This is a genomic window from Nocardiopsis sp. FIRDI 009 (genome assembly GCF_003386285.1).
Taxonomy (GTDB): domain Bacteria; phylum Actinomycetota; class Actinomycetes; order Streptosporangiales; family Streptosporangiaceae; genus Nocardiopsis.
The window spans coordinates 216,818-237,490 of sequence record NZ_QPNC01000001.1 but is presented as its reverse complement, the minus strand read 5'-3'; the positions used below and the strand labels follow the sequence as shown (position 1 = coordinate 237,490).

Sequence of the window (20,673 nt, the reverse complement as noted above, 5' to 3'; positions counted from 1 at the left end):
CCGCCTCGTCCTGCAGAACCCCGCTCGGGGTGGCTCAGTCCGAGGACTGGCGTGCGGCGAGCACCGCCTTCCGGTGCTCGCCGCACAGCCGGTCGGCGTGGCGGACCGGCTCGGGCACGCGGTACCTCGGTGACAGGCGCAGCACCAGGTCGGCCGCTCCCTCCAGGTCCACGCGGTGGCCCACCGAGACGTAGACGGGTTTGACGCCCGCACGGGTGCGCAGCACGCGCCCGATCACCTCCGCCCCCTCGGCGGCGAGCGCCGTGGAGTCCTCGACGACCTCCGAACGGCCGGCGACCATCGGCGTCCAGGCGCCCCGCTCCCGGCCCGGTGCGCTGTGTTTGCCGTACAGGACGGACTTGGCCGAGCCGAGCACGGGCAGGTCGAGCAGCACCCCCAGGTGGCAGGCGACGCCGAACCGCCGGGGGTGGGCCAGGCCGAAGCCGTCGCACAGGTACACGTCGGGGGTGACGGTGAGCGCGCCCAGCGCCTCCAGGACCGGGGGCAGCTCCCGGAAGGCGAACAGCCCAGAGACGTAGGGGAACGTCGGTTCGGCGGAGATGACGGCCGAGTCGACGACCTCCAACGTGCGCGCGTCCAGGACCACCGCCGCCGCGGACAGCGCCGAGTCGTCCCTGGCGTAACTGACGTCCAGGCCCGCGACCAGCTCCACCGCGTCCGGGTCCAGCGGTTCCTCGCGCACCCGGTCGGCCATGCGCCGTTGCAGCGCGGTGGCCTCGCGGGGCTCTCTCGGCCACAGGTCCGGGTCGTCCAGCACCCGGCGCACCCGTTCCGCGATCTCCGACACCCTCGTCCCCCGTTCCTCACGTCGGCCCACCGCCGTGGGCCGCCACCGGTTCGGCACCATCCAACCGCCTCCGGGCCGCCGGACGGTAGTCGGGGCTCGCCGCGGCCGCGGAGGGCGGCCGGGCACGGCGTCGGGACGTGCTGCCCGGCCTCGGCCACGGTCGGGCAAGCCCCGGTCAAATTCCCCGTGCGGATTCCACTCGAGGCGTGTGCGCCGCGTTGTGCGGTACTCCACAGTGCCGGACGCTCAAGCCAACCGCGGGCGGCAGTACTGTGGAACACGGAATTTGCACTGACTGGTCAGTTCAAAAATGGGAGGCCGCAAGGATGCGTCGGGCCACCGGAGCTCGCGTCCACGCCGAGGGCGTCACACTCACCACCCGCGAGGGACCCGTCTACACGGACGTCGACTTCACCGCACGCCCCGGAACCCTCACCGTCTTCCAGGCGGACTCCGGCGGCGGCCGCAGCTCCCTACTGCTCACCCTGACCGGCCGGATGCGCCCCTCCTCCGGAGAACTGCACGTGGACGGCTACTCCCTGCCCAAGCAGGCGCGCAAGGTCCGCAGGATCAGCGCGCTGGGCCTGATGGACGAGGTCAACGCACTCGACGACCGCCTCCGCGTCAGGGAGCACCTCTCCGAGGGGATGCTGCTGCGGTTGCGTCCCGGGGCGCGCGCCCTCACCGACCAGGCCATGGCGGCGGTCGGCCTCGCGGACCTCGACCGCACCACCCTGGTCAAGGAACTGACCATGCTCCAGCGCCGACGGCTGGGCGTGGCCCTCGCCCTCCTGGCCGAACCCCGGCTGCTCGCCGTCGACAACGTCGACGGCGGCCTCAGCGCCGAGCACCAGGCCGACATGTGGCGCACGCTCAAGGACCTGGCGGAGGAAGGACTCACGGTGATCGCCACCTGCGCCGACGACGAGGAACTCGGCTCCGTCGCCGACCCCGACACCCAGGGGCCGATCCCCATCCGCCAGGGGGAACCCGCCGCCGGGGCCGACGCCCCCCAGGAGGCGGACGCCCACGGCGCCGTGCACATCGGTGAGCTGCTCGGCGACGGGCACCGCGAGGACGAGGAGGACCACCGTGGCCAGGCGTAGACTCCCGCGCGCTCCGCGCGTGCGCCCCTTCGCGGTCCCCCGCCTGGGGCTGCTGACCATGCGCTCCTTCCTCCGGTCGCCGCTGCCCACGGCGGCGCTGGCGGCGTTGCTGCTCATCCCCCTGCTGTACTCCGGGATGTACCTGTGGTCCTTCTGGGACCCGTTCGGCCGGATGAGCCACCTGCCGGTCGCACTGGTCAACGAGGACGTCCCGGTCCAGGTGGGGGACGAGGAGGTCGACGTGGGCGGCGAGCTCACCGAGACCCTCATCGACGACGGGGAGCTGGACTGGCGGCTGGTCGACGCCGAGGAGGCCGCGCGCGGGCTCAGCGACGGGACCTACTACGTCTCCCTCACCATCCCCGCCGACTTCAGCGAGAACCTGACCTCGCCGTCCCGCGACCGCGAGGAACCGGTCCCGGCGCTGCTGAGGGCCGACTACAACGACTCCAACGGCTTCACCGCCCGCCAACTGGGCAACAGCGCGTTCAAGGAGGTGCGCGACGCGGTCGCCGGCTCCACGGTCAGCGGCTACCTCGACGAGATCTTCCTGGGGTTCAACGAGATCCACGGCAAGACCGAGGACGCCGCCGAGGGCGCGGACGAGCTCGCGGGCGGCGCCGACAGCGCCGAGGAGGGGTCGGGCGAGCTGTCCGACGGCATCGACACCGCGCACACGGGAGCCGGTGAGCTGAGCAGCGGGCTGGACGAGCTGTACACCGGCTCCCAGGATCTGGCGACGGGGGCCAACACCGCCTCCGAGCAGGTCTCGGCCAAGGTCGAGGCGCTCAACGAGTTCACCGAGGAGTACCTCCCCGACCTGGAGGAGGAGGACATCCCGGCCATCCAGGAGCACGCCGCGCTGGCCGCCGAGATCGCCGACGGCATGGTCACGGCGCTGGAGCTGCTGCCCGAGGAGATCGACACCGAGCACATGGAGTCGGCCGACCAGCGCCTGGACGCCTGGATGGAGGAGCATCCGGAGCTGGAGACCGAGATGCCCGAGCTGTACGGCATCCTCACCGAGGTCCAGGACGCGCTGGACACCGCCCTGTCCACGGCCCGGTTCGTCAACGACAACCGCGAGGACATCGAGTCGCTCGCCGAGGAGGCCGCCGCTCTGGCCGCCAAGGCCGAGGAGCTCTCCCAGGACCTCCCCGAGCTGATGGACAAGGCCGAGAGCGCCCGCGACGACGTGGACGATCTGGCCGAGGGGCTGGAGGCGCTGGCCGAGGGGGCGGAGGAGATCCGTGACGGCCTGGCGGTGGCGTCGGACGGCGCGAGCGACCTGAACGACGGCCTGGGTGAGCTCAGCGGCGGCGCCGGCGACCTCCACGAGGGGCTGGGCGATCTCGCCTCCGGTTCGGACGAGCTCGCCGAGGGCCTGGCCGAGGGGGTGGAGGAGATCCCCACCTACTCCGACGAGGGGCGCGACACCGCCTCCGACATGATGAGCCAGCCCGTCCGGCTCGACAGCACCATCGACAACGAGGTGCCCAACTACGGGACCGGCTTCGCCTCGTTCTTCGTCCCGCTGTCCCTGTGGGTGGGGGCCATGGTGGTGTTCATGGTGCTGCCCGCGCTGTCCTCACGCGCGCTGGCGTCGTCGGCCGCGTCGTGGCGGGTGGCCTTCGCGGGCCGGATCGTGCCGCTCCTGCTCGGCTTCGGACAGGTGGTCATCATGCTGGCCGCGCTGCACGCCTTCCTCGGGCTGGAGTCGTGGAACTGGCCGCTGCTGCTGGCGTTCCTGCTCCTGACCTCGGCCGCGTTCACCGCGACCGTGCAGTTCCTGAACGTGAAGTTCAACGCGGCGGGGCGTGTGCTCGCCCTGGTGCTGCTGGTGCTCCAGCTGACCTCGGCGGGCGGCACCTACCCGATCGAGACCAGTCCCGGGTTCTTCCAGGCGATCGCGCCCTTCCTCCCGCTGCACTGGGCGGTGACGGCGATGCGCCAGCTGCTGGGCGGCGGCGACATGTCGATCGTCTGGTCGGCCTTCGGCGTGATGTCGCTGTGGCTGGTCGTGCCGCTGCTGCTGACGTGGCTGGCGGTGGAGCGCAAGCGCGTCTGGACCATGTCCTCCCTCTACCCCGCTCTGAAGCTCTGATGGCGGGCTCGGCCCCGACCGGGGCAGAATGGATCGGATGAGCGTGAGCACTCCCCAAGGTGCGCGCCCCCGGAGCGGGCGGCGCGAGGCCACCCGACAGCGCCTGTTCGACGCGGCGATCGCCCTGATCTCCGAGCAGGGGTACGGGGCGACCACGGTCGACGAGATCGCCGAACGCGCCGGGGTCGCCAAGGGCACCGTCTACTACAACTTCGGCGGCAAGAGCGAGCTGTACACGGCCCTCATGGAATGGGGGGTGACACGGCTGGCCGACACGCTGAAGGAGGCGGTGCCCGCGCCCGGCCCGGGCGTGGGGCCCCGGGAGGCACTGAGCGAGGTGCTGCGCGCCGGTGTGGTCTTCATCGGGACACACGAGGCGCTGGCCCGTCTGCTGATGGCCGAGGCGTGGCGGACCAACCGGGCGTGGTACACCACGGTCCGGCAGATCCGGACCCAGGCGATCGGCGTGATCACCGACCTCCTCGACGACCTCGTCCGGGAGGGGCTGGCGCGACCGGACCTGGACACCTCCCTTGCGGGATCGGCGCTGTTCGGCATGGTGGTGTCCGTGGCCCTCGACTGGCGGACGCTCCAGCCGGACCGGCCGATCGAGGACATCCACACCACCCTGGCGCACATGACGGAGGGGCTCATCGTCCCGTCGTCTCCTCCGCCCGTGCGGTGACGTCCGCGTAAGTACGAGAGGGCTCCGCGATGGCCGACCTGTACCCCCTGCTCCCCTTCACCGCGGGGCTGATCACACTGTGGATCGTGACCCGGGACACCCGCCTCGACCTGCGCCTGGCCCGCCACGGGGTGCGGGCCAAGGGGCGGGTGATCGGCTACAACGAGACCTCGTCCTCCTCACGGATGATCGTGCAGTTCCGCACCGAGGACGGCGAGGAGGTGCACGCCGAGCACGAGAACACGGGGTGGACGGCCTCGCGCGCCGGGGAGATCGTCACCGTCTCCTACGACCCGAACGCCCCGGAGCTGGCCCGGATCATCTCCGCGCCGTGGCTGAGCCGCTGGGTGCGCGGGCTCTTCGGGGGGATGGGGACGGTACTGCTGCTCAGCGGTCTGCTGCTGGGCTACCTGGCGTGGGTGTGAGGTCCTCCGCCCCGGCCGGAGGCGTCGGCGGGCGGTAGCGGACCAGGCGGTCGGGCAGCCCGCCGTCGAGCGTGGAGCGGGTGCGCACGCGGACCCCGCACACCAGGTCGGCCAGGCCCACCCGGTCGCGACGCACGACGAGGGTGCTGCCGTGCACGGCGACCACCGCCAGGGCGATCCACCAGTGGCCGAGGGTGAGCGACACGACCACCGGCGCCTGGAACAGCAGGGTGCGTGACAGCACCCGCCACCGGGCGGCCGGGAGCGGGCGCCCGCGCTCGGCCAGCGCCAGGCGGAGGGCCGCGCTCCCCGGTGCGCAGCGGTCGCGGCGCGCCAGGGGCACGAGCAGGCCGAGGACGGCGGCCAGCCCGAGCGGGACGGCCGTCGCGACCGCCTCCCCGGCCCGGGGGTCCAGCGGGCCGAACAGGCGGGCCAGGGCGATGAGCGTGGCCGACCCGTACCACCACGTCCCCAGGTCGAGCAGGGCGCCGAGCATCCGCCGGGAGGGGGCGGGCGCGGCGCGGTCGGCCACGGCGGAGGGCCACCCGCGGGCCGGGCCGCCGGGCCACAGTGGCAGGAGCCACCGCGCCGCCGCCCAGCCGACGAGGACCCCGACCACGCCGAGCCCGGCGACCAGCGGGGAGGTGGGGGCGTAGGCGCACGGGTAGACCCCCAGCAGCCCGGTGGCACGTACCGCGTGCACCGCCGCGGCCAGGGCCGTACCGAGCGCGAGGGTGCGCCACAGCCCCAGCCGGAAGCGGTAGCGCCCCAGGAAACCGACCGGCACGAGGACAGCGCACCCCAGGAGCAGGGATCGCGGAGTGTGGGCGGGATGGGGCGGCTCGGGCCACGTCGGCGGGACGGCTTCGGCGAACGGGGAGCAGAGTCCGTCGACGAAGGCGGGCAGCGGCCAGACCGCGTACGCCGCCAGCCCCGTCCCCGTGAGCACGGCCGCCATGGTGAGCTGGCCGCTCCAGCCGTGGACCGCGCCGTAGCGGCGGTGCTGGCCGCCCAGTGCGAGCGCCACCCCCAGCGTGACCAGCAGGGGAACGGCCGCGACGGCCACCTCGACCACGGCCTGTCCCCCGCCGAAAGGCTGCACCATTCCCGTTCCCCCGCTCACCCCGGTCCGGAGCCGTCCGCTCCGAAGAACATGACCTGGGCCCTTCACTCCGGGGCGCAACGCTAGTACGCTCCGGCGGAGCGTGTGACCCGAACACCCCTTTGTCCTGGTACGGTCCAATACCGCTGATGACGTTCGCCTGGCGCGGTGACACACCTTCCGCGCCCTACGTGACCTTTGTCCCACCACCCCGCTCACAGACAAGGGATAACGCGTGTGAGCAGCTGACGAGTGCGCCTGGCCCAGTCCCACCCCCGTTGGGCCACCCGGATCCGCCGACAGGGACGGATCGAGATAGCATCCCCAGACGCCGAAACGGCACAAAAGTCGTTACTCTGCGGTAGACCCCCCGCCTCCCCCGGCCACCGGACATGACCAGCGGAGCGGCGGGAGGACCTCGCGCGAGACGCCCTCCGGCACCGACCCCCCGGCACCGGAAGGCGAGCCGACCCCCGGCACCGCATCGAGACGACGTCGACGCGGATCGACAGGAGAACCGTGCAAGCAGTACAGAAGCGACGCGGACGGACCATCGCCGCCCGGATCCGCTCCATGGTCATGATCCCCACCGCCGCGCTGGTCGCGCTCTGGCTGATCATCACGTTCGTCCTGGCCTACGACGCGGTCTTCCAGATCCTGCGTTCCAAGGCGACCGACGAGATGGTGACCCCCGCCGCCGTCGGCCTGGTGCGGGTGATGGAGGAGCGCTCCGCCACCATCGCCTACCTCGAACGTCCCGACGACGCCGAGATCGAGCAGGAGATGATGGCGGCGCGCCAGGAGTCCGACGCCACCCTCGGCGTGGTCATCGAGGATCTCATCGGTTTCGTCGACCTCTCCCCGGGCCGGACCGGGGAGATGATCGAGAACCTCTACGACCACTACGGCGACATCAACCGGATCCGCGCCGCGGTCGACTCCGGCTCCGCCTCCCGCGACGCCGTCCTCGACTACTACGACACCCTGATGACCGCGGGCGCCGACGTCTTCGACGCCCAGGGGCGCGACGGCAGCGACGGCGCGGCCGTCAGCCCCGGGTTCACCGCCGTCTACATGTTCCGCACCGTCGACGCGTTCGCCCGCACCGACGCCCAGCTCTCCCGCGCCTTCGCCACCGGCGAGCTCACCCACGAGGACCAGCACGAGTTCACCCGGCTCGTCGGCACCTACCAGAACCTCCTGGAGGCCAACGCCCACTACCTGGAGGGGCCCGGCCAGCTCGAACGCTACGAGGAGCTGATGGCCAGCCCGGAGTACGCGTCGCTGTTGGAGATGCAGGAGGAGATCATCCACCGGCACATCCCCACGGAGACGGTCTACGACCCGACCACCGGCCAGCAGGAGACCGTCCAGGACCTGACCATGCCGGTCGACTCCGATCAGTGGCGCGCGGCCTACGACCACACGCTCTCCGAGCTGACCGACCTGGGCGCCAACGAGGCCCTGTACTCCGCCGACCTCACCCGCGACTACGCCTGGTCGCGGATGTTCTGGGCGGTGGCCGTCAGCCTCGGTTCGGCCGCCGTGATCGCCGTGGCCTTCACCCTGGCCCGCAGATCCTCCCAGAACCTCACCCAACGCCTGCTGCGGCTGCGTGACGACTCCATCGACCTGGCCGAGAACCGGCTGCCCGACATCATGCGCCGCCTGCACGAGGGTGAGCGCGTGGACACCGGTACGGCCATGCCGGGGCTGTCCACCGCCGACGACGAGATCGGCGACGTGGCGCGGGCGTTCAACTCCGCCCAGCGCGCGGCCGTCGAGGAGGCCGTCCAGCAGACCGAGCTGCGCCACGGCGTCAACCGGGTCTTCCTCAACATCGCCCACCGCAGCCAGACGCTGGTCCACCGCCAGCTGCGCCTGCTGGACAGGATGGAGCGTGAACAGGAGGACCCGGAGCAGCTGGAACAGCTGTTCAAGCTCGACCACCTGGCCACCCGGTCCCGCCGCAACGCCGAGAACCTGCTCATCCTCGGCGGGGAGGCGCCCGGCCGGACCTGGCACCGGCCGATGCCGCTGATCGACGTGCTGCGCGGGGCGATCTCCGAGTCCGGCGACTACACCCGCGTCAAGCGCGAGCGCATCGCCCGCGTGCACCTCAACGGCCCCGCCGTCGCCGACGTCATCCACCTGGTCGCCGAGCTGGTCGACAACGCCGCGATGTTCTCCCCGCCCCACACGCACGTGCGGCTGAGCAGCGAGGAGGTGCCCAACGGCGTGACGATCGAGATCGAGGACCGCGGCCTGGGCATGACCGACGGCGAACTCGCCTCGGCCAACGCGCTGCTGTCGAACCCGCCCGAGTTCGACGTCATGCGGCTGAACGAGAAGATGCGCCTCGGCCTGTTCGTGGTCTCGCACCTGGCGCACCGGCACGGCATCCGGGTGCACCTGCGCTCGTCGCCCTACGGCGGCGTCCAGGCGATCGTCCTGCTGCCGCACGAGCTCATCGCCGGCGGCCGTCCGCAGTCCTCCCCCGCCGAGGAGGAGGACATCTGGGAGGTCCGCGCGATCCCCGACCGTCCGGCGTCCCCGGCCGGGGGCGGCGCCAAGCCGGTGCTCACCCCGGTGGCGGCGCCTCCGTCCGACGGCACGACCGCCGACGCGGCCGGGAGCGGGGGCGAGGAGACGGCTCCGCGCCCCGCGCCCACCCTGGCCGCCGCACCGGACCCGGCCGCCGCCGACGACGGAGACGACACCACCGGGGAGGCGGACGGCGGAGCCACGGTCGACACGGCCGGGAACGGCTCCGAGAACGGCGACGCCGACACGGCCCCCGCGTCGGACGCCGCCGTACCGGCCGAGGACCTCCTGGACTCGGACGAGAACGGCGACGGCCCCCTGCCGTCCCGCACCCGCGGCGCCGGTCGGACCGGCGACGAGGCCACGAGCCCCGCGGCCGCCCGCCCCGCCCTGCCCGTCCGCGCCCCCGGCGCCACCAAGGTGTCCGAGCGCTCCTTGGGCACCGACGTGTTCGGCTCCGGTTCCGCGGACGTGGTCGAGGCCGGAGGCGGTCGCCCGCCGCTCCCCAAGCGGCGTCCGCAGGAGAACCTGGCCCCGCAGCTCGCGGCCGACCCCCCTGAGGACCCGGCCGGACCGGCGGCGGGGATGGGTGCCGACGCCGGCAGGGCCCAGGGCGGCTCCCCCGACGGCGCTGAGCGGCTCGCACGCCTGCGCCGGAACATGTCCGCGTTCCAGAAGGGGACGGACCGCGGACGGCGCGAAGGCAAGCAGCAGACCCACGACACCGACAAGGACGCCTAACGTGACGAGCACCCCTGACAGCGCCGACCTCGGCAACGGCGCGGGCAAGAAGGACATCGACTGGCTGCTGGACGAGCTGCTCGACCGCGCGGTCGGGTCGCGGCACGCGATCGTGCTGTCGGCCGACGGACTGCTCATCGGCCGCTCCCGCGACCTGGTCAAGGAGGACGCCGAGCACCTGTCCGCGGTGGCGTCCGCCTTCCAGAGCCTGGCCCGGGGCACCGGACGTCACTTCGGCGGCGGCGAGGTCCTGCAGACCGTCGTGGAGATGGAGAGCGCCTACCTGTTCGTCACCGGCGCCGGACGCGGCGCCTGCCTGGCGGTCCTGGCGGAGGAGAGCGCCGACGTCGGCCTCATCGCCTACGAGATGAACGTACTGGTCGAGCAGGTGGGCCGGTACCTGGACGCCGCCCCCAGAAGCGAGGGCGCGACCGGGGAAGCCACACGATAGGGGGCGGTTATGCAAGCGCACAACGAGCACGACCCGGGCGAGATACCGCACGGCCTCCCGCACCGCGACGCGGTCGGCGGTTTCGGCTCGGACGAGTCGGAGCCGACCGGTCAGCAGGAGGCCGGCCCCCTCGTCCGCCCGTACGTGATCGCGCAGGGACGTGACCACGCGGACACCGTGCGGCTGGACATGATCAGTGTCGTGATCGCCGCCAAGCGGGCCGAGGTGGACGAGATGGCGCTCGAACCGGAACAGCTCCGCATCCTGGAGCTGTGCCGCCGCCCCCAGTCGGTGGCCGAGGTGTCCGCGCACCTGGACATCCCCGTCGCCGTCGTCAAGGTCCTGCTCAGCGACCTCCTCAACCGCGGTCTGGCTCTGGCCCGCGCCCCCTACACAGCGAAGAGCCCGGTGAGCCGGGACGTACTCCAGGCGGTACTCGATGGCATCCAAAGACTCTGACAACGACGACCAGGCACCCGTCCCGTCGGCGCTGAAGATCCTCGTGGCGGGCGGTTTCGGCGCCGGTAAGACCACGATGGTCGGTTCGGTGAGCGAGATCGCCCCGCTCAGCACCGAGGAGGTGATGACGGAGGCCAGCTACGGGATCGACGACCTGTCCGGGGTGGAGTCCAAGGGGACCACGACCGTGGCGCTGGACTTCGGCCGCATCACCATCAGTCCCACCCTCGTCCTGTACCTGTTCGGCACCCCGGGCCAGGAGCGCTTCTGGTTCATGTGGGAGGAGCTGTCCGAGGGCGCACTCGGGGCGATCGTCATCGCCGACACGCGCCGTCTGGAGACGTGCTTCGCGGCCGTGGACTTCTTCGAGCGGCGCGGCGTGCCGTTCGTGGTGGCGGTGAACTGCTTCGAGGGAGCGCACCGGTACGAGGAGGACGAGGTGCGGGACGCGCTCAGCCTCGATCCGTCCATCCCCGTGGTGCTCAGCGACGCACGCGACCGCGAGTCCTCCAAGAACGTGCTGCTCACGCTGGTCAACCGGGTCGCCGAGCGGATGGCCGCCTAGCCGTGCCCGGTTCGGCGCGGCCGGTGGACTCCCCGGCCGCGCCGGAGCGGACGGGACCGCTCACGTTTACACACGGTGCTTACCGGTAAAGTTCGGGCCGTGAGGCACCGCGTGCACGCACGTGTCGCACGTCCACGGCCCCCTGCCCCCGGCGCGGTCGGGCCCGCACCGAGGCGACTGGAGAACACATGAAGCGGTTCGAGTGGCGCGACCGTATCCACGCGCTGGACGCCGAAGCCGACTGCGAGCGGATCGTCAACATCCTGGGCAGCCACGAGTTCCCGTGGGACATCGAGCAGGCTCTGGGGCTGGCCCTCTACCGCACCTACGCCGTCCCCAGCATCGGCGAGCTGCTGGCCCGGACCAAGGAGTTCACCTCCCGGACCCAGCACCGGTACGACGACACCGCACTGATCCTGGGCGACATCCTGGAGCACGGTTTCGGACCGGGGCGGGGGCGCGACGCGCTGCGCCGCATGAACCAGATGCACCGCTCCTACTCCATTGCCAACGACGACTACCGCTACGTCCTCAGCACCTTCGTCGTCATGCCGGTGCGCTGGCTCAACGACTACGGCTACGGGTGGCGGCGGCTGACCGACCACGAGATCGCCGCCAGCACCAACTACTACCGCAAGCTCGGCAGGCACATGGGGATCAAGGACATCCCCGAGACCTACGAGGAGTTCTACGAGCTCTTCGACTCCTACGAGCGCGAGCACTTCGCCTACACCGAGGGCGGCCGCGCCGTCTCCGACGCCACCCTCGCGCTGATGGCGGACTTCTACCCCGCCTGGCAGCGGCCGCTGATCCGCCCGTTCACCCGGGCCCTCCTGGACGAACGCCTGATCCGGGCCTTCGACTACCCCGCGCCGCCCCGTGCCTGGCGGACGCTCGCCCGCACCGCCCTCCGCCTGCGCGCCAGGGCGGTGCGCCGGATGAAGCCGCGCGAGGAACCGCGTCGGGTCCGGCAGAGCCCGAACATCCGCAACTACCCGAACGGCTACGCCCCGTCCCGGATCGGCACCTTCCCCAAGGGCTGCCCGGTCCCGCACGACCTGGCCACCGTGGAGGTGCCCGGTACGGGAGCGCGCGTTCCCGCCCCCGGGCAGGAACTCGCCCCCGACGCCCGGTCCGGGGCCCGCTCCGCCCCGGTCGGTTCCACGGCCCGGCCCGCGGAACCGACCGAACGCTGACCGCCCCCGTCCACGGCCATGTCCCCGCCGTCCCCCCGCGCTCCGCCGACGCGCCTTCCGAGCCCGGCCGCTCCCCGCCCGGCCGTGCCGTCGGCGTGCCCGCGCACCCCACCGCGCCGGCGTCCCCTCCCCCACGATCCCCACCCCACCACCCCCGACGAAGGAGTGTCATGACGCGCTTCGCCCTGCGCGACGAGATCCACCGCCTGGACCCCGAGGCCGACTGCGTGCGGATCATGCAGATCCTCACCTCGCTGGAGTTCCCCTGGGACATGGGCCGGGCCCTGGGCATCGCGCTGTACCGCACCTACGCGGTTCCCAGCATCGGCGAGCTGCTCGGGAAGACCGACGAGTTCACGGGGCAGACCCAGAAACGGTACGACGACACCGCCCTGATCCTGAGCAACATCATGCGGCACGGGTTCGAGCCCGGTAAGGGCCGGGACGCGCTGCGCCGCATGAACCAGATGCACCGCTCCTACGACATCTCCAACGACGACTACCGCTACGTCCTCAGCACCTTCGTCGTCATGCCGGTGCGCTGGCTCAACGACTACGGCTACGGGTGGCGGCGGCTGTCCGACCACGAGATCTCGGCGATCACCAACTACTACCGCAAGCTCGGCAGGCACATGGGGATCAAGGACATCCCCGAGACCTACGAGGAGTTCCGCGCGCTCCTGGACGCCTACGAGGACGAGCACTTCGCCTACACCGAGGGCGGCCGCGCCGTCTCCGACGCCACCCTCGACCTCATGGTCACCTTCTATCCGCCGCGCGTGGCCGGGCTGGCGCGCAAGTTCTCCATGGCGATCCTCGACGACTCCCTGATCCGGGCCTTCCGCTATGATCCGCCGAGCCGCGCCTGGCGCCGGGCCTCGGACATCGCCCTGAAACTGCGCGCCAAGGTGGTGCGCCGGATGAAGCCGCGCGAGGAACCGCTCTGGGCGGACAACAACCCGAACGTGCGCAGCTACCCGCAGGGCTACGACGTCAACCGGATCGGCACGTTCCCCGCGAGCTGCCCGGTCGCGCACGACGTCGACCCGGTCGGCCACGTCGAGGGGGCCGGTACGGACGGTTCGGCGTGACCGCGTCCTCCGTCGACGATCCGCCCGCCCCGGGAGGCGGCCGCGACACGGTCGGGCGCGGCCTGCCGCGCTCGGTCCACTTCTGGTACGGCAGCGGCGCCGTGGCCACCAGCGTCTTCAACACCGTGCCGGGCCTGCTGCTGCTCATCTACCTGACCGACTCCCTCGCGGTGAGCCCCGCGCTGGCGGGGATGGTGGTCTTCCTGCCCAAGGCGGTCGACCTCCTGGTCAGTCCGTACATCGGCGTCTGGTCGGATCGGACGCGGTCGTCATGGGGCCCGCGCCGCCCGTGGATGCTCGCGGGCGCGCTGACCCTGCCGGTCCTGTTCGCGGCCGTGTTCGCGGGTCCGCCGCTCCAGGGGGACGCGGCGGCGGTCTACGTGGCGCTGCTCTTCGTCGCGGCCGCCCTGGCCGCGTCGATGTTCCAGGTCCCGTACACGGCGATGCCCGGCGAGATCACCGACGACTACCACGAGCGGTCCACGTTCAACACCTGGCGGACCGCCTTCGTGGGGTTGGCGCTGCTGCTCGGCGGGGCCGCCGCGCCGGTCATCCAGTCGTCCTTCGAGGACGGGGCCGTCGGCTACCGGGTCATGGGGCTGGTCATGGGGGCGCTGCTCCTGACGGCGATGGTCAGCGCCGTCACGGGGACGCGGCGCGCCCCGCGTCCGGTGCTGCGCCACCGCACGGAGGGGCTGCTGCCCCAGCTGCGGGTGGCGTTCGGCCACCGGCACTTCCGGGTGCTGTTCGCCGCCTTCCTGCTCATGACGGTCGCGAGCGGGACGATGGTGGCGGGCGTTCCCTACGTGACCGCCAACGTCATGGGTGAACCGGCCTACACGAGCATCCTCATGGTGTGCGTCCTGGTGCCGCTGATGGCCTCGGCCCCGCTGTGGAAACGGCTGTCGGTCCGCGTCGACAAGCGGGCGGCGGCCGGGTACGCGGCCGGGGTGTTCGCGCTGGGCGGCCTCGGCCTGCTGCTGATCCCGGTCTGGGGCGTGCCGGGGGCGGTGCTGTCGTCGGTGCTGGTCGGCGTCGGCCTGTCCGGGACCACCCTGCTGCCCGCGTCCATGCTGGCGGACTGCCTGGCGGCTCCGGACGGTTCGGGGCGACACCAGGGCGGCGTCCTGTCCGGGCTGTGGACGTCCGGCGAGGCGATGGCGCAGGCCGTCGGCACGGGACTGCTGTCCCTGTCGCTGGCGGTGAGCGGGTACGTGGAGTCCGGCGCGGGCGAGACCGTGCGCCAGAGCGACGAGGCCCTGCGGGGCATGCTGGTCGGCAGCACGCTGGTGCCCGCCGTGGTCATGCTCTCGTGTCTGGTCCCGCTGGCCTTCTACCGGCTGACCGCCGCGGACGTGGGCGCGCGGCGGACGTGAGCGTCACCGGGTGTCCGCTCGGCGCGCGGACACCCGGCGCGGCCCGCCCGGTCCCGGCCAGCGCGACGCCGAGACCGACGCGTGCCAGCGCCCTCCGGGACCATCGGGCGAGCCCGTGGACCAGGACGGGTACGGCGATCACCGCGGCCGTGGGTCCGGTCAGGAGGAGCGCGTGTGCTCCCGCGACGGCGGCCGCCCACGCCAGGGCCAGGGCCGGGAGGGTCCTGCGCACCGCGAGGGAGGACCCGAGTGCCACGCTCAGCGCCGTGCCGAGGGGGTCGGGGAGCGCGAAGGCCGCCCCCACGACCGCGACACCGCCGGCGAGCGCGGCGTCCTCGGCCCACACGGGCGGACGGATGGCGACACCGACGTGCCGTGCTGGGGTCAGTCTCCGGTCGGACATACGCGCTCATGCCAGCGAGGGCGCCGCCGCCCGCCATCCGACCACGGTCTGAGACCGGTCAGCGGCCCAGGCGCCGCCACACCGCCCGGGGCAGCATCCGCATCCCCGCGAACACCGGCCCCAGCACGCGCGGAGCCCACACGGTGGTGGCGCCGGAGCGCAGTCCGGCCGTCACCACCTCGGCCACCCGTTCCGGCGTGGTCGGGAAGGGCGCGGGGTCCACGTGCGCCGACATCCTCGTGGGCACGTAGCCGGGGCGCACCACCAGCACGCGCGCGCCCGTGCCGTGCAGGGAGTCGGCGAGCCCCTGCGCGAAACCGTCCAGCCCGGCCTTGGCCGACCCGTAGACGAGGTTGAACCGGCGTACCCGCACCCCCGCCACGGACGAGAGCACGACCAGCGTGCCGTGGCCCTGGGCACGCAGCCGCGCGGCGACGGCGAGGTCGACGGACACGTGACCCGTGTAGGTGACCGCCGCCGCGCGGGCGGCTGAGGCCGGGTCGGCCTCGAACTCCGCCTGGTCCCCCAGGACACCGAAGGCGTCCACGACCACGTCCAGGTCGCCGACCAGCTCCACGGCGTGGTCGACGACCTTCACGTGGGTGTCGGGGAGGGTCGCGTCGAAGTCCACCGAGTGCACGGTGGCGCCGAGCGCCGTGAGCACGCTCGGGGGCGCGGGCACACCGTCCCGGGCCGCGAGCACCACCTCGCGGGCGCCGTCCCGGACCAGCCGTTCGACGATGGCCAGGCCGATCTCGCTCCGGCCGCCCAGCAGCAGCACCGTCCGCACGGTTCCCACCGCGTCGCGCATGGGGATCCTCTCCTTGGGCTGTGTGTCGGGGCCGCCGTCAGACCAGGCGCAGGCGGTGCGCGAGGTCGGAGACGAGCACCCCGTCGGGGTCGACCCGCTCGCGGACGCGTCGCCACGCGGGCAGGTCGGGGTACATCGCGTGCACGGTCTCGGCGCGTGCGCGGCTGTCCTTGGCCAGGTACAGGCGGCCGCCGACCGTCAGCAGGCGCTCGTCGAACCCGTTGAGCAGCCGTCCCAGACCGGGCAGGTCCGCGGGCAGGTCGAGCGCGAGGGTCCAGCCGGGGCGCGGGAAGGAGAGCGGGCCGGGGGTGGGCTCGCCCATGCGTTTGAGGACCGCGAGGAAGGACGGCGCCCCCGCGCGCGAGAGGCCGGTCACGATGTCGGTGAGGGTGTCCTCGGCCCCGAAGGGCACGACGAACTGGTACTGGACCAGCCCGTGCGGTCCGTACACCCGGTTCCAGCCGCGCACGGCGTCGAGCGGGTGGAAGAAGGAGGACAGGGGCTGGATCTGGCCGCGGCGGCGCTCGGGCGCGGCCGCGTGGTAGGCGGCGTTGAACGCGCCGACGGTCCACCGGTTGAGCAGACGCGGCGGCGCCCAGGGGGGAGCGCCGACCGGTGCCGTGGGGCGGTGGTGCAGGGGCGCGCGGCGCAGCGGGCGGGGCAGGTCGGCGATCCGGGCGTGATGGGCCCGGGTGAGGACGCCCCGCCCGGTCGCGGCCCCCCGGGCCAGCAGGTCGAGCCAGCACACGGTGTACCGGTAGTCGTCGTCGGTGCGCGCCATGAGGTCCAGTGTGGCGTCCAGGCCGCGGGTGCGGTCGGTGTCCACCCGGGCGTAGGCGGTCTCGACGGGGTGGGCGGCGATGGTGGCCTCGGTGATGACGCCGGTGAGGCCCATGCCGCCGACGGTGGCCCAGAACAGGTCGGCGTCGGGGCCGTCGGGGGTCAGCCGGCGGGTCCGGCCGTCGGGGGTGACCAGGGTGAGGGCGCGCACGTGCGCGCCGAGTGAGGAGTCGGCGTGGTGGTTCTTGCCGTGGACGTCGGCGGCGATCGCCCCGCCCAGGGTGACGTGCCGGGTCCCGGGGGTGACGGGGACGAAGTGTCCCGCGCGCAGCAGGTGGGCGATGAGCCGCCCCATGCTCGTGCCCGCGGGCGCGGTGACCTCGCCTCGGTCGGGGTCGAGCCGGGGTGGGCCGGTCAGTTCCGTGCAGTCCAGGACGAGGCCGCCCGCGGCCTGGGCGGCGTCGCCGTAGGAGCGGCCGAGGCCGCGGGCGAGGACACCGCGCGGCCCCGCGCCGGCCAGGGCGTCGGCGACCTGCCGCGCGCTCCGGGGGCGGACGACGTGGGCCGCGGTGGGCGCGGTGCGGCCCCAGCCGGTGAGCAGTGTCGGCGGGGTCACAGGTGGATCCCGGCGGCGACGAGGGCCACGAGTGTGACGAGCATGATCTGGATCGGCCGGTCGCGCAGGGCGATCTCCTCGGGTTCCTCGCCGACCCCCCGGTCGACGAGCAGGTTGTAGCGCAGGACGAACATGACGAACGGAACGATACTCAGCGTGTGCCAGAGCGTGTTGCCGCCCGGTTCCAGCGCCCACAGGAAGTAGGTGACGATCATCGCGCCGGAGGCCATGGTGCGGGTCTGGGTGAGGTAGCTCGTGGTGTACGCGCACAGGGTGCGGCGCACCGGCGTGCCGGACCCGGTGGCGCGCAGTTCGGCCTCGCGTTTGCCGACCACCACCAAAAGCGCGCCCAGGGAGAGCACGAGGACGAACCAGGAGGTCAGGGGGACGCCGATGGCGACGCCTCCGGCGACGGCGCGGAGGACGTGGCACCCGGCCACGACGATCAGGTCGCACAGGACGACGTCGCGGAGGAAACGGGTGTAGACGAGGGTGAGCAGGACGTACCCGGCGAGCAGTCCGGTGACGCGGAGGTCGCCCAGGGCGAGGGAGGCCAGGGGCGCGGCGGCGCCGAACACGATCCCGGCGGTGACGGCCAGGGGCACGGGCAGTGCGCCGGAGGCCACCGGGCGGTGGCGTTTGCGGTCGTGGGCGCGGTCGGCGGACGCGTCGTGGACGTCGTTGAGCAGGTAGGTGCCGCTGGCCGCGACGCAGAAGAGCGCGAACAGGCACGCGCACGCCAGCAGCGTCCCGGGCTGGTCGAGCGCCCCGGCGGCGCCGGGGGCGGCGAACACCAGCAGGTTCTTCAGCCACTGTCGGGGACGGCACGCCCGGACGAGGGCGGGCAGCGGATGCGGCCGGTCACCGGCGCGCCCGGGGGTCGGGCCCGCCGGTGACCGGCCGGTCGGAGGCCGGGGGTCAGCCGACGTTCGCACTGCGCAGTCCGGTGTCCACGCCGCGGCGCCCGGTGGCCAGGAGGACCACGGCGACGGCGACGAGGCCGAGTCCGAGGACCCCGAGCCCGATCGGCAGCGTGGTGCGCAGCAGGGGCAGGATGGCGCGGGCCTGCTCGGTCGACTCGATCTTGCCGTCGATGCTCTCCTGGTCGAAGCCGAGCTCGCCGCTGAGCAGGACCAGGACCTCCTCGCCGTCGGCGACGACGGCGCGGTGCTGGTCCTCGACGACGTTGACAGGGGTGCCCGTGATCGGTTCGACCCAGTAGGTGCGGGTGATGGAGAAGGTCTCGTCACCGGTGACGTCGCCCTCTCCCTCCAGTCCGGCGACCGAGCGCGGGATGGTGCGCTCGCCGACGACGGTCGGCTCGACGGTCTGGACGAAGCGGTAGGTCTCGACGCCCTCGATCTCCTCGACGCCGTCGAACTCCATCGGGACGACCTCCTGGACGGTGGTCTCGAAGAAGTCGTAGTCCCGCCGCTCGGTCATGAAGGGGAACTTCCAGAGCTGGCCCGCCTGGACGACCGACTCCTCGTCGATCATCGCGTCGCAGCAGTCGACGGCCTCACCGGTGACCCGGTCGTGTCCGGCGCGGCGGCTGCTGGAGGAGATGCCGAAGTCCCGGTCGGTGTCGGTGATCCAGGTGAACTGGTCCCAGACGACGGTGTCGTCCGTGCTGGAGGCCACGTCGGCGCGGATCGTGGCGTGCGCCTCGACGGTGGCGTCCTCGACGAACTCCACCTCCTCGATGTTGAAGTAGTCGACCTCCCCGACGTTGACGGTTCGGCTGTAGTAGTCCAGCGGAGTCTTCATCAGGGAGCTCGCCAGCCACATACGCATCATGGGTGCGAGAGCGAGACAGAAGACCCCCAACGCGATGAGAACGACCGCTGCGATACGGCGCATGTGCCCTCCTGGGCGGATGAGAGTCAGGAACCGGAACAGACTGGAACTAGCTTCAGTTCCGGGTAGAGTACTGCCCAGTAGTGAACAACGTCACCAGGGCGTGTCTGAATTTTTATAACACGTTCTAGTGCATCGCGTTTCAACGGACTCCCGCTCTGGAAGGCCCCATGGCGCCCACTCCCACCGCGCCCGAGGACCCCTCCGGGTCCCCCCACGGGGGCGCGCGAACCTCCACCCGGACCGTCGGCCCCGCACCCCTGCTGCCCCAGGTCGACGGTCGCCACGAGACCCTCGACGGCGTCCGTGCCGTGGCCGCCGTGATGGTGCTGCTCTTCCACGTGGCCACCGAGACCGGGGACGCGCTCGCCCCCGGCGTGCTCGGCGGTCTCCTGGCCTCCATGGACCTGGCCGTCCCCCTCTTCTTCGCGCTCTCCGGCGTGCTGCTGTACCGGCCCTGGGCCCGCGCGGCGCTCGACGGGGTGCGGGGACCGCGCGGCGGCCCCTACCTGTGGCGGCGCGCCGTACGCGTGTTCCCCGCCTACTGGGTGGTGGCCGTGACGGCGCTGCTGGTCTACTCCCGGGAGGAACTGGGCTCCCTCCTGTACTGGGGTGAGGTGCTGACGCTGACCTTCCCCTTCGACACCGACCCGCCGTGGCTCGGCACCGGCCCCTACGGGCTCGGCCAGATGTGGAGCCTGTCCGTCGAGGTCAGCTTCTACCTGCTGCTGCCGCTGATCGCCCTCGCCCTGTCCCTGTGGGCCCGGCGCGGCCGGACGGTCGACGCGCGGGGGCGGCGGCTCATGGTCGGACTGGCGGCGATGACCGCGCTCGCCTTCGGCGCCCTGGTCCCGCAGTTCTATCCGGAGGCGCGCGAGTACATGCACGCCTGGCTGCCGCGCTCGCTGGGGCTGTTCGCCGCCGGGATGGCGCTCGCGGTGCTGTCGGAGTGGGCCTGGCGCGAACCCGGCCGGGACGGCCCCGTCCGGCGCTTCTGCCGTACCGTCGCCGCCTCGCCGGGGGTGTGCTGGCTGGTGGCGGGGGCCTGCTACGTCCTGAACGCCACCCCGGCGGCCGGCGGACGGTTCATCGGCGCGGGCGACATCTGGAGTTCGGCGCTGAACTCCGCGACGGGGATCGGGTTCGCCTTCTTCGTCCTGGCCCCCGCCGCGCTCGCGCCCCGGCCGACGGGCGCCCCGGCGCGGCTGCGCGACCCCCGGGCCTGGACGGGGGGCCGCTGGCTGGAGTCCCTGCTGCGGCACCGGCTGTGCCAGTTCCTCGCCCGGATCTCCTACGGGGTGTTCCTGTGGCAGTTCATGGTCCTGTACCTGTGGCGGGACTTCACCGGGCAGGAGATCTTCACCGGCTCGTTCTGGCTGGACGCGCTGCCGGTGACGCTGGTGACGATCCTCCTGGCCTGGGCCACGTTCCGGTGGGTGGAGGAGCCCAGCCGCCGGTGGTCGCGCGGGCACACGCCCCGGTTCGCGCGGTAGGCGCTGTGTTCGTGCCGGGCCCGCCGCTCCGCTTCGGCCCGTGTTCGGCTCCTGGAGGTG

General features: G+C 72.7%; 18 protein-coding genes. 12 read left to right on the top strand and 6 right to left on the bottom strand.

Annotation, left to right across the window (positions count from 1 at the left end; genetic code table 11):
* Positions 1 to 34 precede the first annotated feature (34 nt).
* A complete protein-coding gene (locus DVR05_RS01010) occupies positions 35 to 808 on the bottom strand; it encodes an endonuclease V (RefSeq protein ID WP_116243860.1) in 774 nt (257 codons plus the stop codon).
* A 326-nt stretch (positions 809 to 1,134) separates the two neighbouring features.
* Between DVR05_RS01010 and DVR05_RS01005 the strand changes: the two genes are divergently transcribed.
* The 4 genes from DVR05_RS01005 to DVR05_RS00990 are packed head-to-tail and all read left to right on the top strand — an operon-like array spanning position 1,135 to position 5,128.
* Positions 1,135 to 1,914 (top strand): ATP-binding cassette domain-containing protein, encoded by a 780-nt coding sequence (locus DVR05_RS01005; RefSeq protein WP_116243859.1) that lies wholly within the window; start codon positions 1,135 to 1,137, stop codon positions 1,912 to 1,914.
* Between the two features lie 58 nt (positions 1,915 to 1,972).
* Entirely contained in the window at positions 1,973 to 4,018 is a 2,046-nt protein-coding gene (locus DVR05_RS01000; protein WP_232831919.1) for a YhgE/Pip domain-containing protein, read from the top strand.
* A 37-nt stretch (positions 4,019 to 4,055) separates the two neighbouring features.
* The gene (locus tag DVR05_RS00995) at positions 4,056 to 4,703 is read left to right on the top strand and encodes a TetR/AcrR family transcriptional regulator (protein ID WP_198658983.1); all 648 of its coding nucleotides are present in this window, start codon (positions 4,056 to 4,058) and stop codon (positions 4,701 to 4,703) included.
* 29 nt (positions 4,704 to 4,732) lie between these two features.
* A complete protein-coding gene (locus DVR05_RS00990) occupies positions 4,733 to 5,128 on the top strand; it encodes a DUF3592 domain-containing protein (RefSeq protein ID WP_116243856.1) in 396 nt (131 codons plus the stop codon).
* Here DVR05_RS00990 and DVR05_RS00985 read toward each other — a convergent pair.
* On the bottom strand, positions 5,091 to 6,233 hold the full coding sequence (locus DVR05_RS00985) for an antibiotic resistance protein VanZ (RefSeq protein ID WP_116243855.1): 1,143 nt from the start codon (positions 6,231 to 6,233) through the stop codon (positions 5,091 to 5,093). The two genes, DVR05_RS00990 and DVR05_RS00985, sit on opposite strands and share 38 nt — an antisense overlap.
* 516 nt (positions 6,234 to 6,749) lie before the next feature.
* On the opposite strand from DVR05_RS00985, the gene DVR05_RS00980 reads away from it, so the two are divergent.
* From DVR05_RS00980 to DVR05_RS00950, 7 genes are all read left to right on the top strand, one after another.
* Positions 6,750 to 9,515 carry a nitrate- and nitrite sensing domain-containing protein gene (locus tag DVR05_RS00980; RefSeq protein WP_255422958.1) on the top strand — a complete coding sequence of 922 codons (2,766 nt, stop codon included), beginning with the start codon at positions 6,750 to 6,752 and terminating at the stop codon, positions 9,513 to 9,515.
* A 1-nt stretch (position 9,516) separates the two neighbouring features.
* Complete coding sequence (locus DVR05_RS00975) at positions 9,517 to 9,966, top strand: roadblock/LC7 domain-containing protein (RefSeq protein WP_116243967.1); 450 nt, start codon at positions 9,517 to 9,519, stop codon at positions 9,964 to 9,966.
* A 9-nt stretch (positions 9,967 to 9,975) separates the two neighbouring features.
* Positions 9,976 to 10,425 (top strand): DUF742 domain-containing protein, encoded by a 450-nt coding sequence (locus DVR05_RS00970; RefSeq protein ID WP_116243854.1) that lies wholly within the window; start codon positions 9,976 to 9,978, stop codon positions 10,423 to 10,425.
* On the top strand, positions 10,406 to 10,990 hold the full coding sequence (locus DVR05_RS00965) for an ATP/GTP-binding protein (protein ID WP_116243853.1): 585 nt from the start codon (positions 10,406 to 10,408) through the stop codon (positions 10,988 to 10,990). Before DVR05_RS00970 ends, DVR05_RS00965 begins: the two co-directional genes overlap by 20 nt.
* A 188-nt stretch (positions 10,991 to 11,178) precedes the next feature.
* A complete protein-coding gene (locus tag DVR05_RS00960) occupies positions 11,179 to 12,186 on the top strand; it encodes an oxygenase MpaB family protein (RefSeq protein WP_116243852.1) in 1,008 nt (335 codons plus the stop codon).
* Between the two features lie 170 nt (positions 12,187 to 12,356).
* Positions 12,357 to 13,277, top strand: a complete 921-nt coding sequence (locus tag DVR05_RS00955; protein ID WP_116243851.1) for an oxygenase MpaB family protein — start codon at positions 12,357 to 12,359, stop codon at positions 13,275 to 13,277.
* A complete protein-coding gene (locus DVR05_RS00950; RefSeq protein WP_369974480.1) occupies positions 13,274 to 14,653 on the top strand; it encodes an MFS transporter in 1,380 nt (459 codons plus the stop codon). The genes DVR05_RS00955 and DVR05_RS00950 overlap by 4 nt, the downstream gene beginning before the upstream one ends.
* 461 nt (positions 14,654 to 15,114) lie before the next feature.
* Here DVR05_RS00950 and DVR05_RS00940 read toward each other — a convergent pair whose 3' ends face one another.
* From DVR05_RS00940 to DVR05_RS00925, 4 genes are read right to left on the bottom strand one after another with little or no spacing between them, the layout of a single operon-like run.
* Positions 15,115 to 15,867 (bottom strand): decaprenylphospho-beta-D-erythro-pentofuranosid-2-ulose 2-reductase, encoded by a 753-nt coding sequence (locus DVR05_RS00940; protein WP_116243849.1) that lies wholly within the window; start codon positions 15,865 to 15,867, stop codon positions 15,115 to 15,117.
* A 37-nt stretch (positions 15,868 to 15,904) separates the two neighbouring features.
* On the bottom strand, positions 15,905 to 17,263 hold the full coding sequence (locus DVR05_RS00935; RefSeq protein ID WP_116243848.1) for an FAD-binding oxidoreductase: 1,359 nt from the start codon (positions 17,261 to 17,263) through the stop codon (positions 15,905 to 15,907).
* Entirely contained in the window at positions 17,260 to 18,198 is a 939-nt protein-coding gene (locus tag DVR05_RS00930; protein ID WP_198658982.1) for a decaprenyl-phosphate phosphoribosyltransferase, read from the bottom strand. Before DVR05_RS00930 ends, DVR05_RS00935 begins: the two co-directional genes overlap by 4 nt.
* Positions 18,182 to 19,123, bottom strand: a complete 942-nt coding sequence (locus DVR05_RS00925) for a DUF3068 domain-containing protein (protein WP_116243847.1) — start codon at positions 19,121 to 19,123, stop codon at positions 18,182 to 18,184. Before DVR05_RS00925 ends, DVR05_RS00930 begins: the two co-directional genes overlap by 17 nt.
* A 167-nt stretch (positions 19,124 to 19,290) precedes the next feature.
* Between DVR05_RS00925 and DVR05_RS00920 the strand changes: the two genes are divergently transcribed.
* Complete coding sequence (locus DVR05_RS00920) at positions 19,291 to 20,613, top strand: acyltransferase (RefSeq protein WP_116243846.1); 1,323 nt, start codon at positions 19,291 to 19,293, stop codon at positions 20,611 to 20,613.
* Positions 20,614 to 20,673 lie beyond the last annotated feature (60 nt).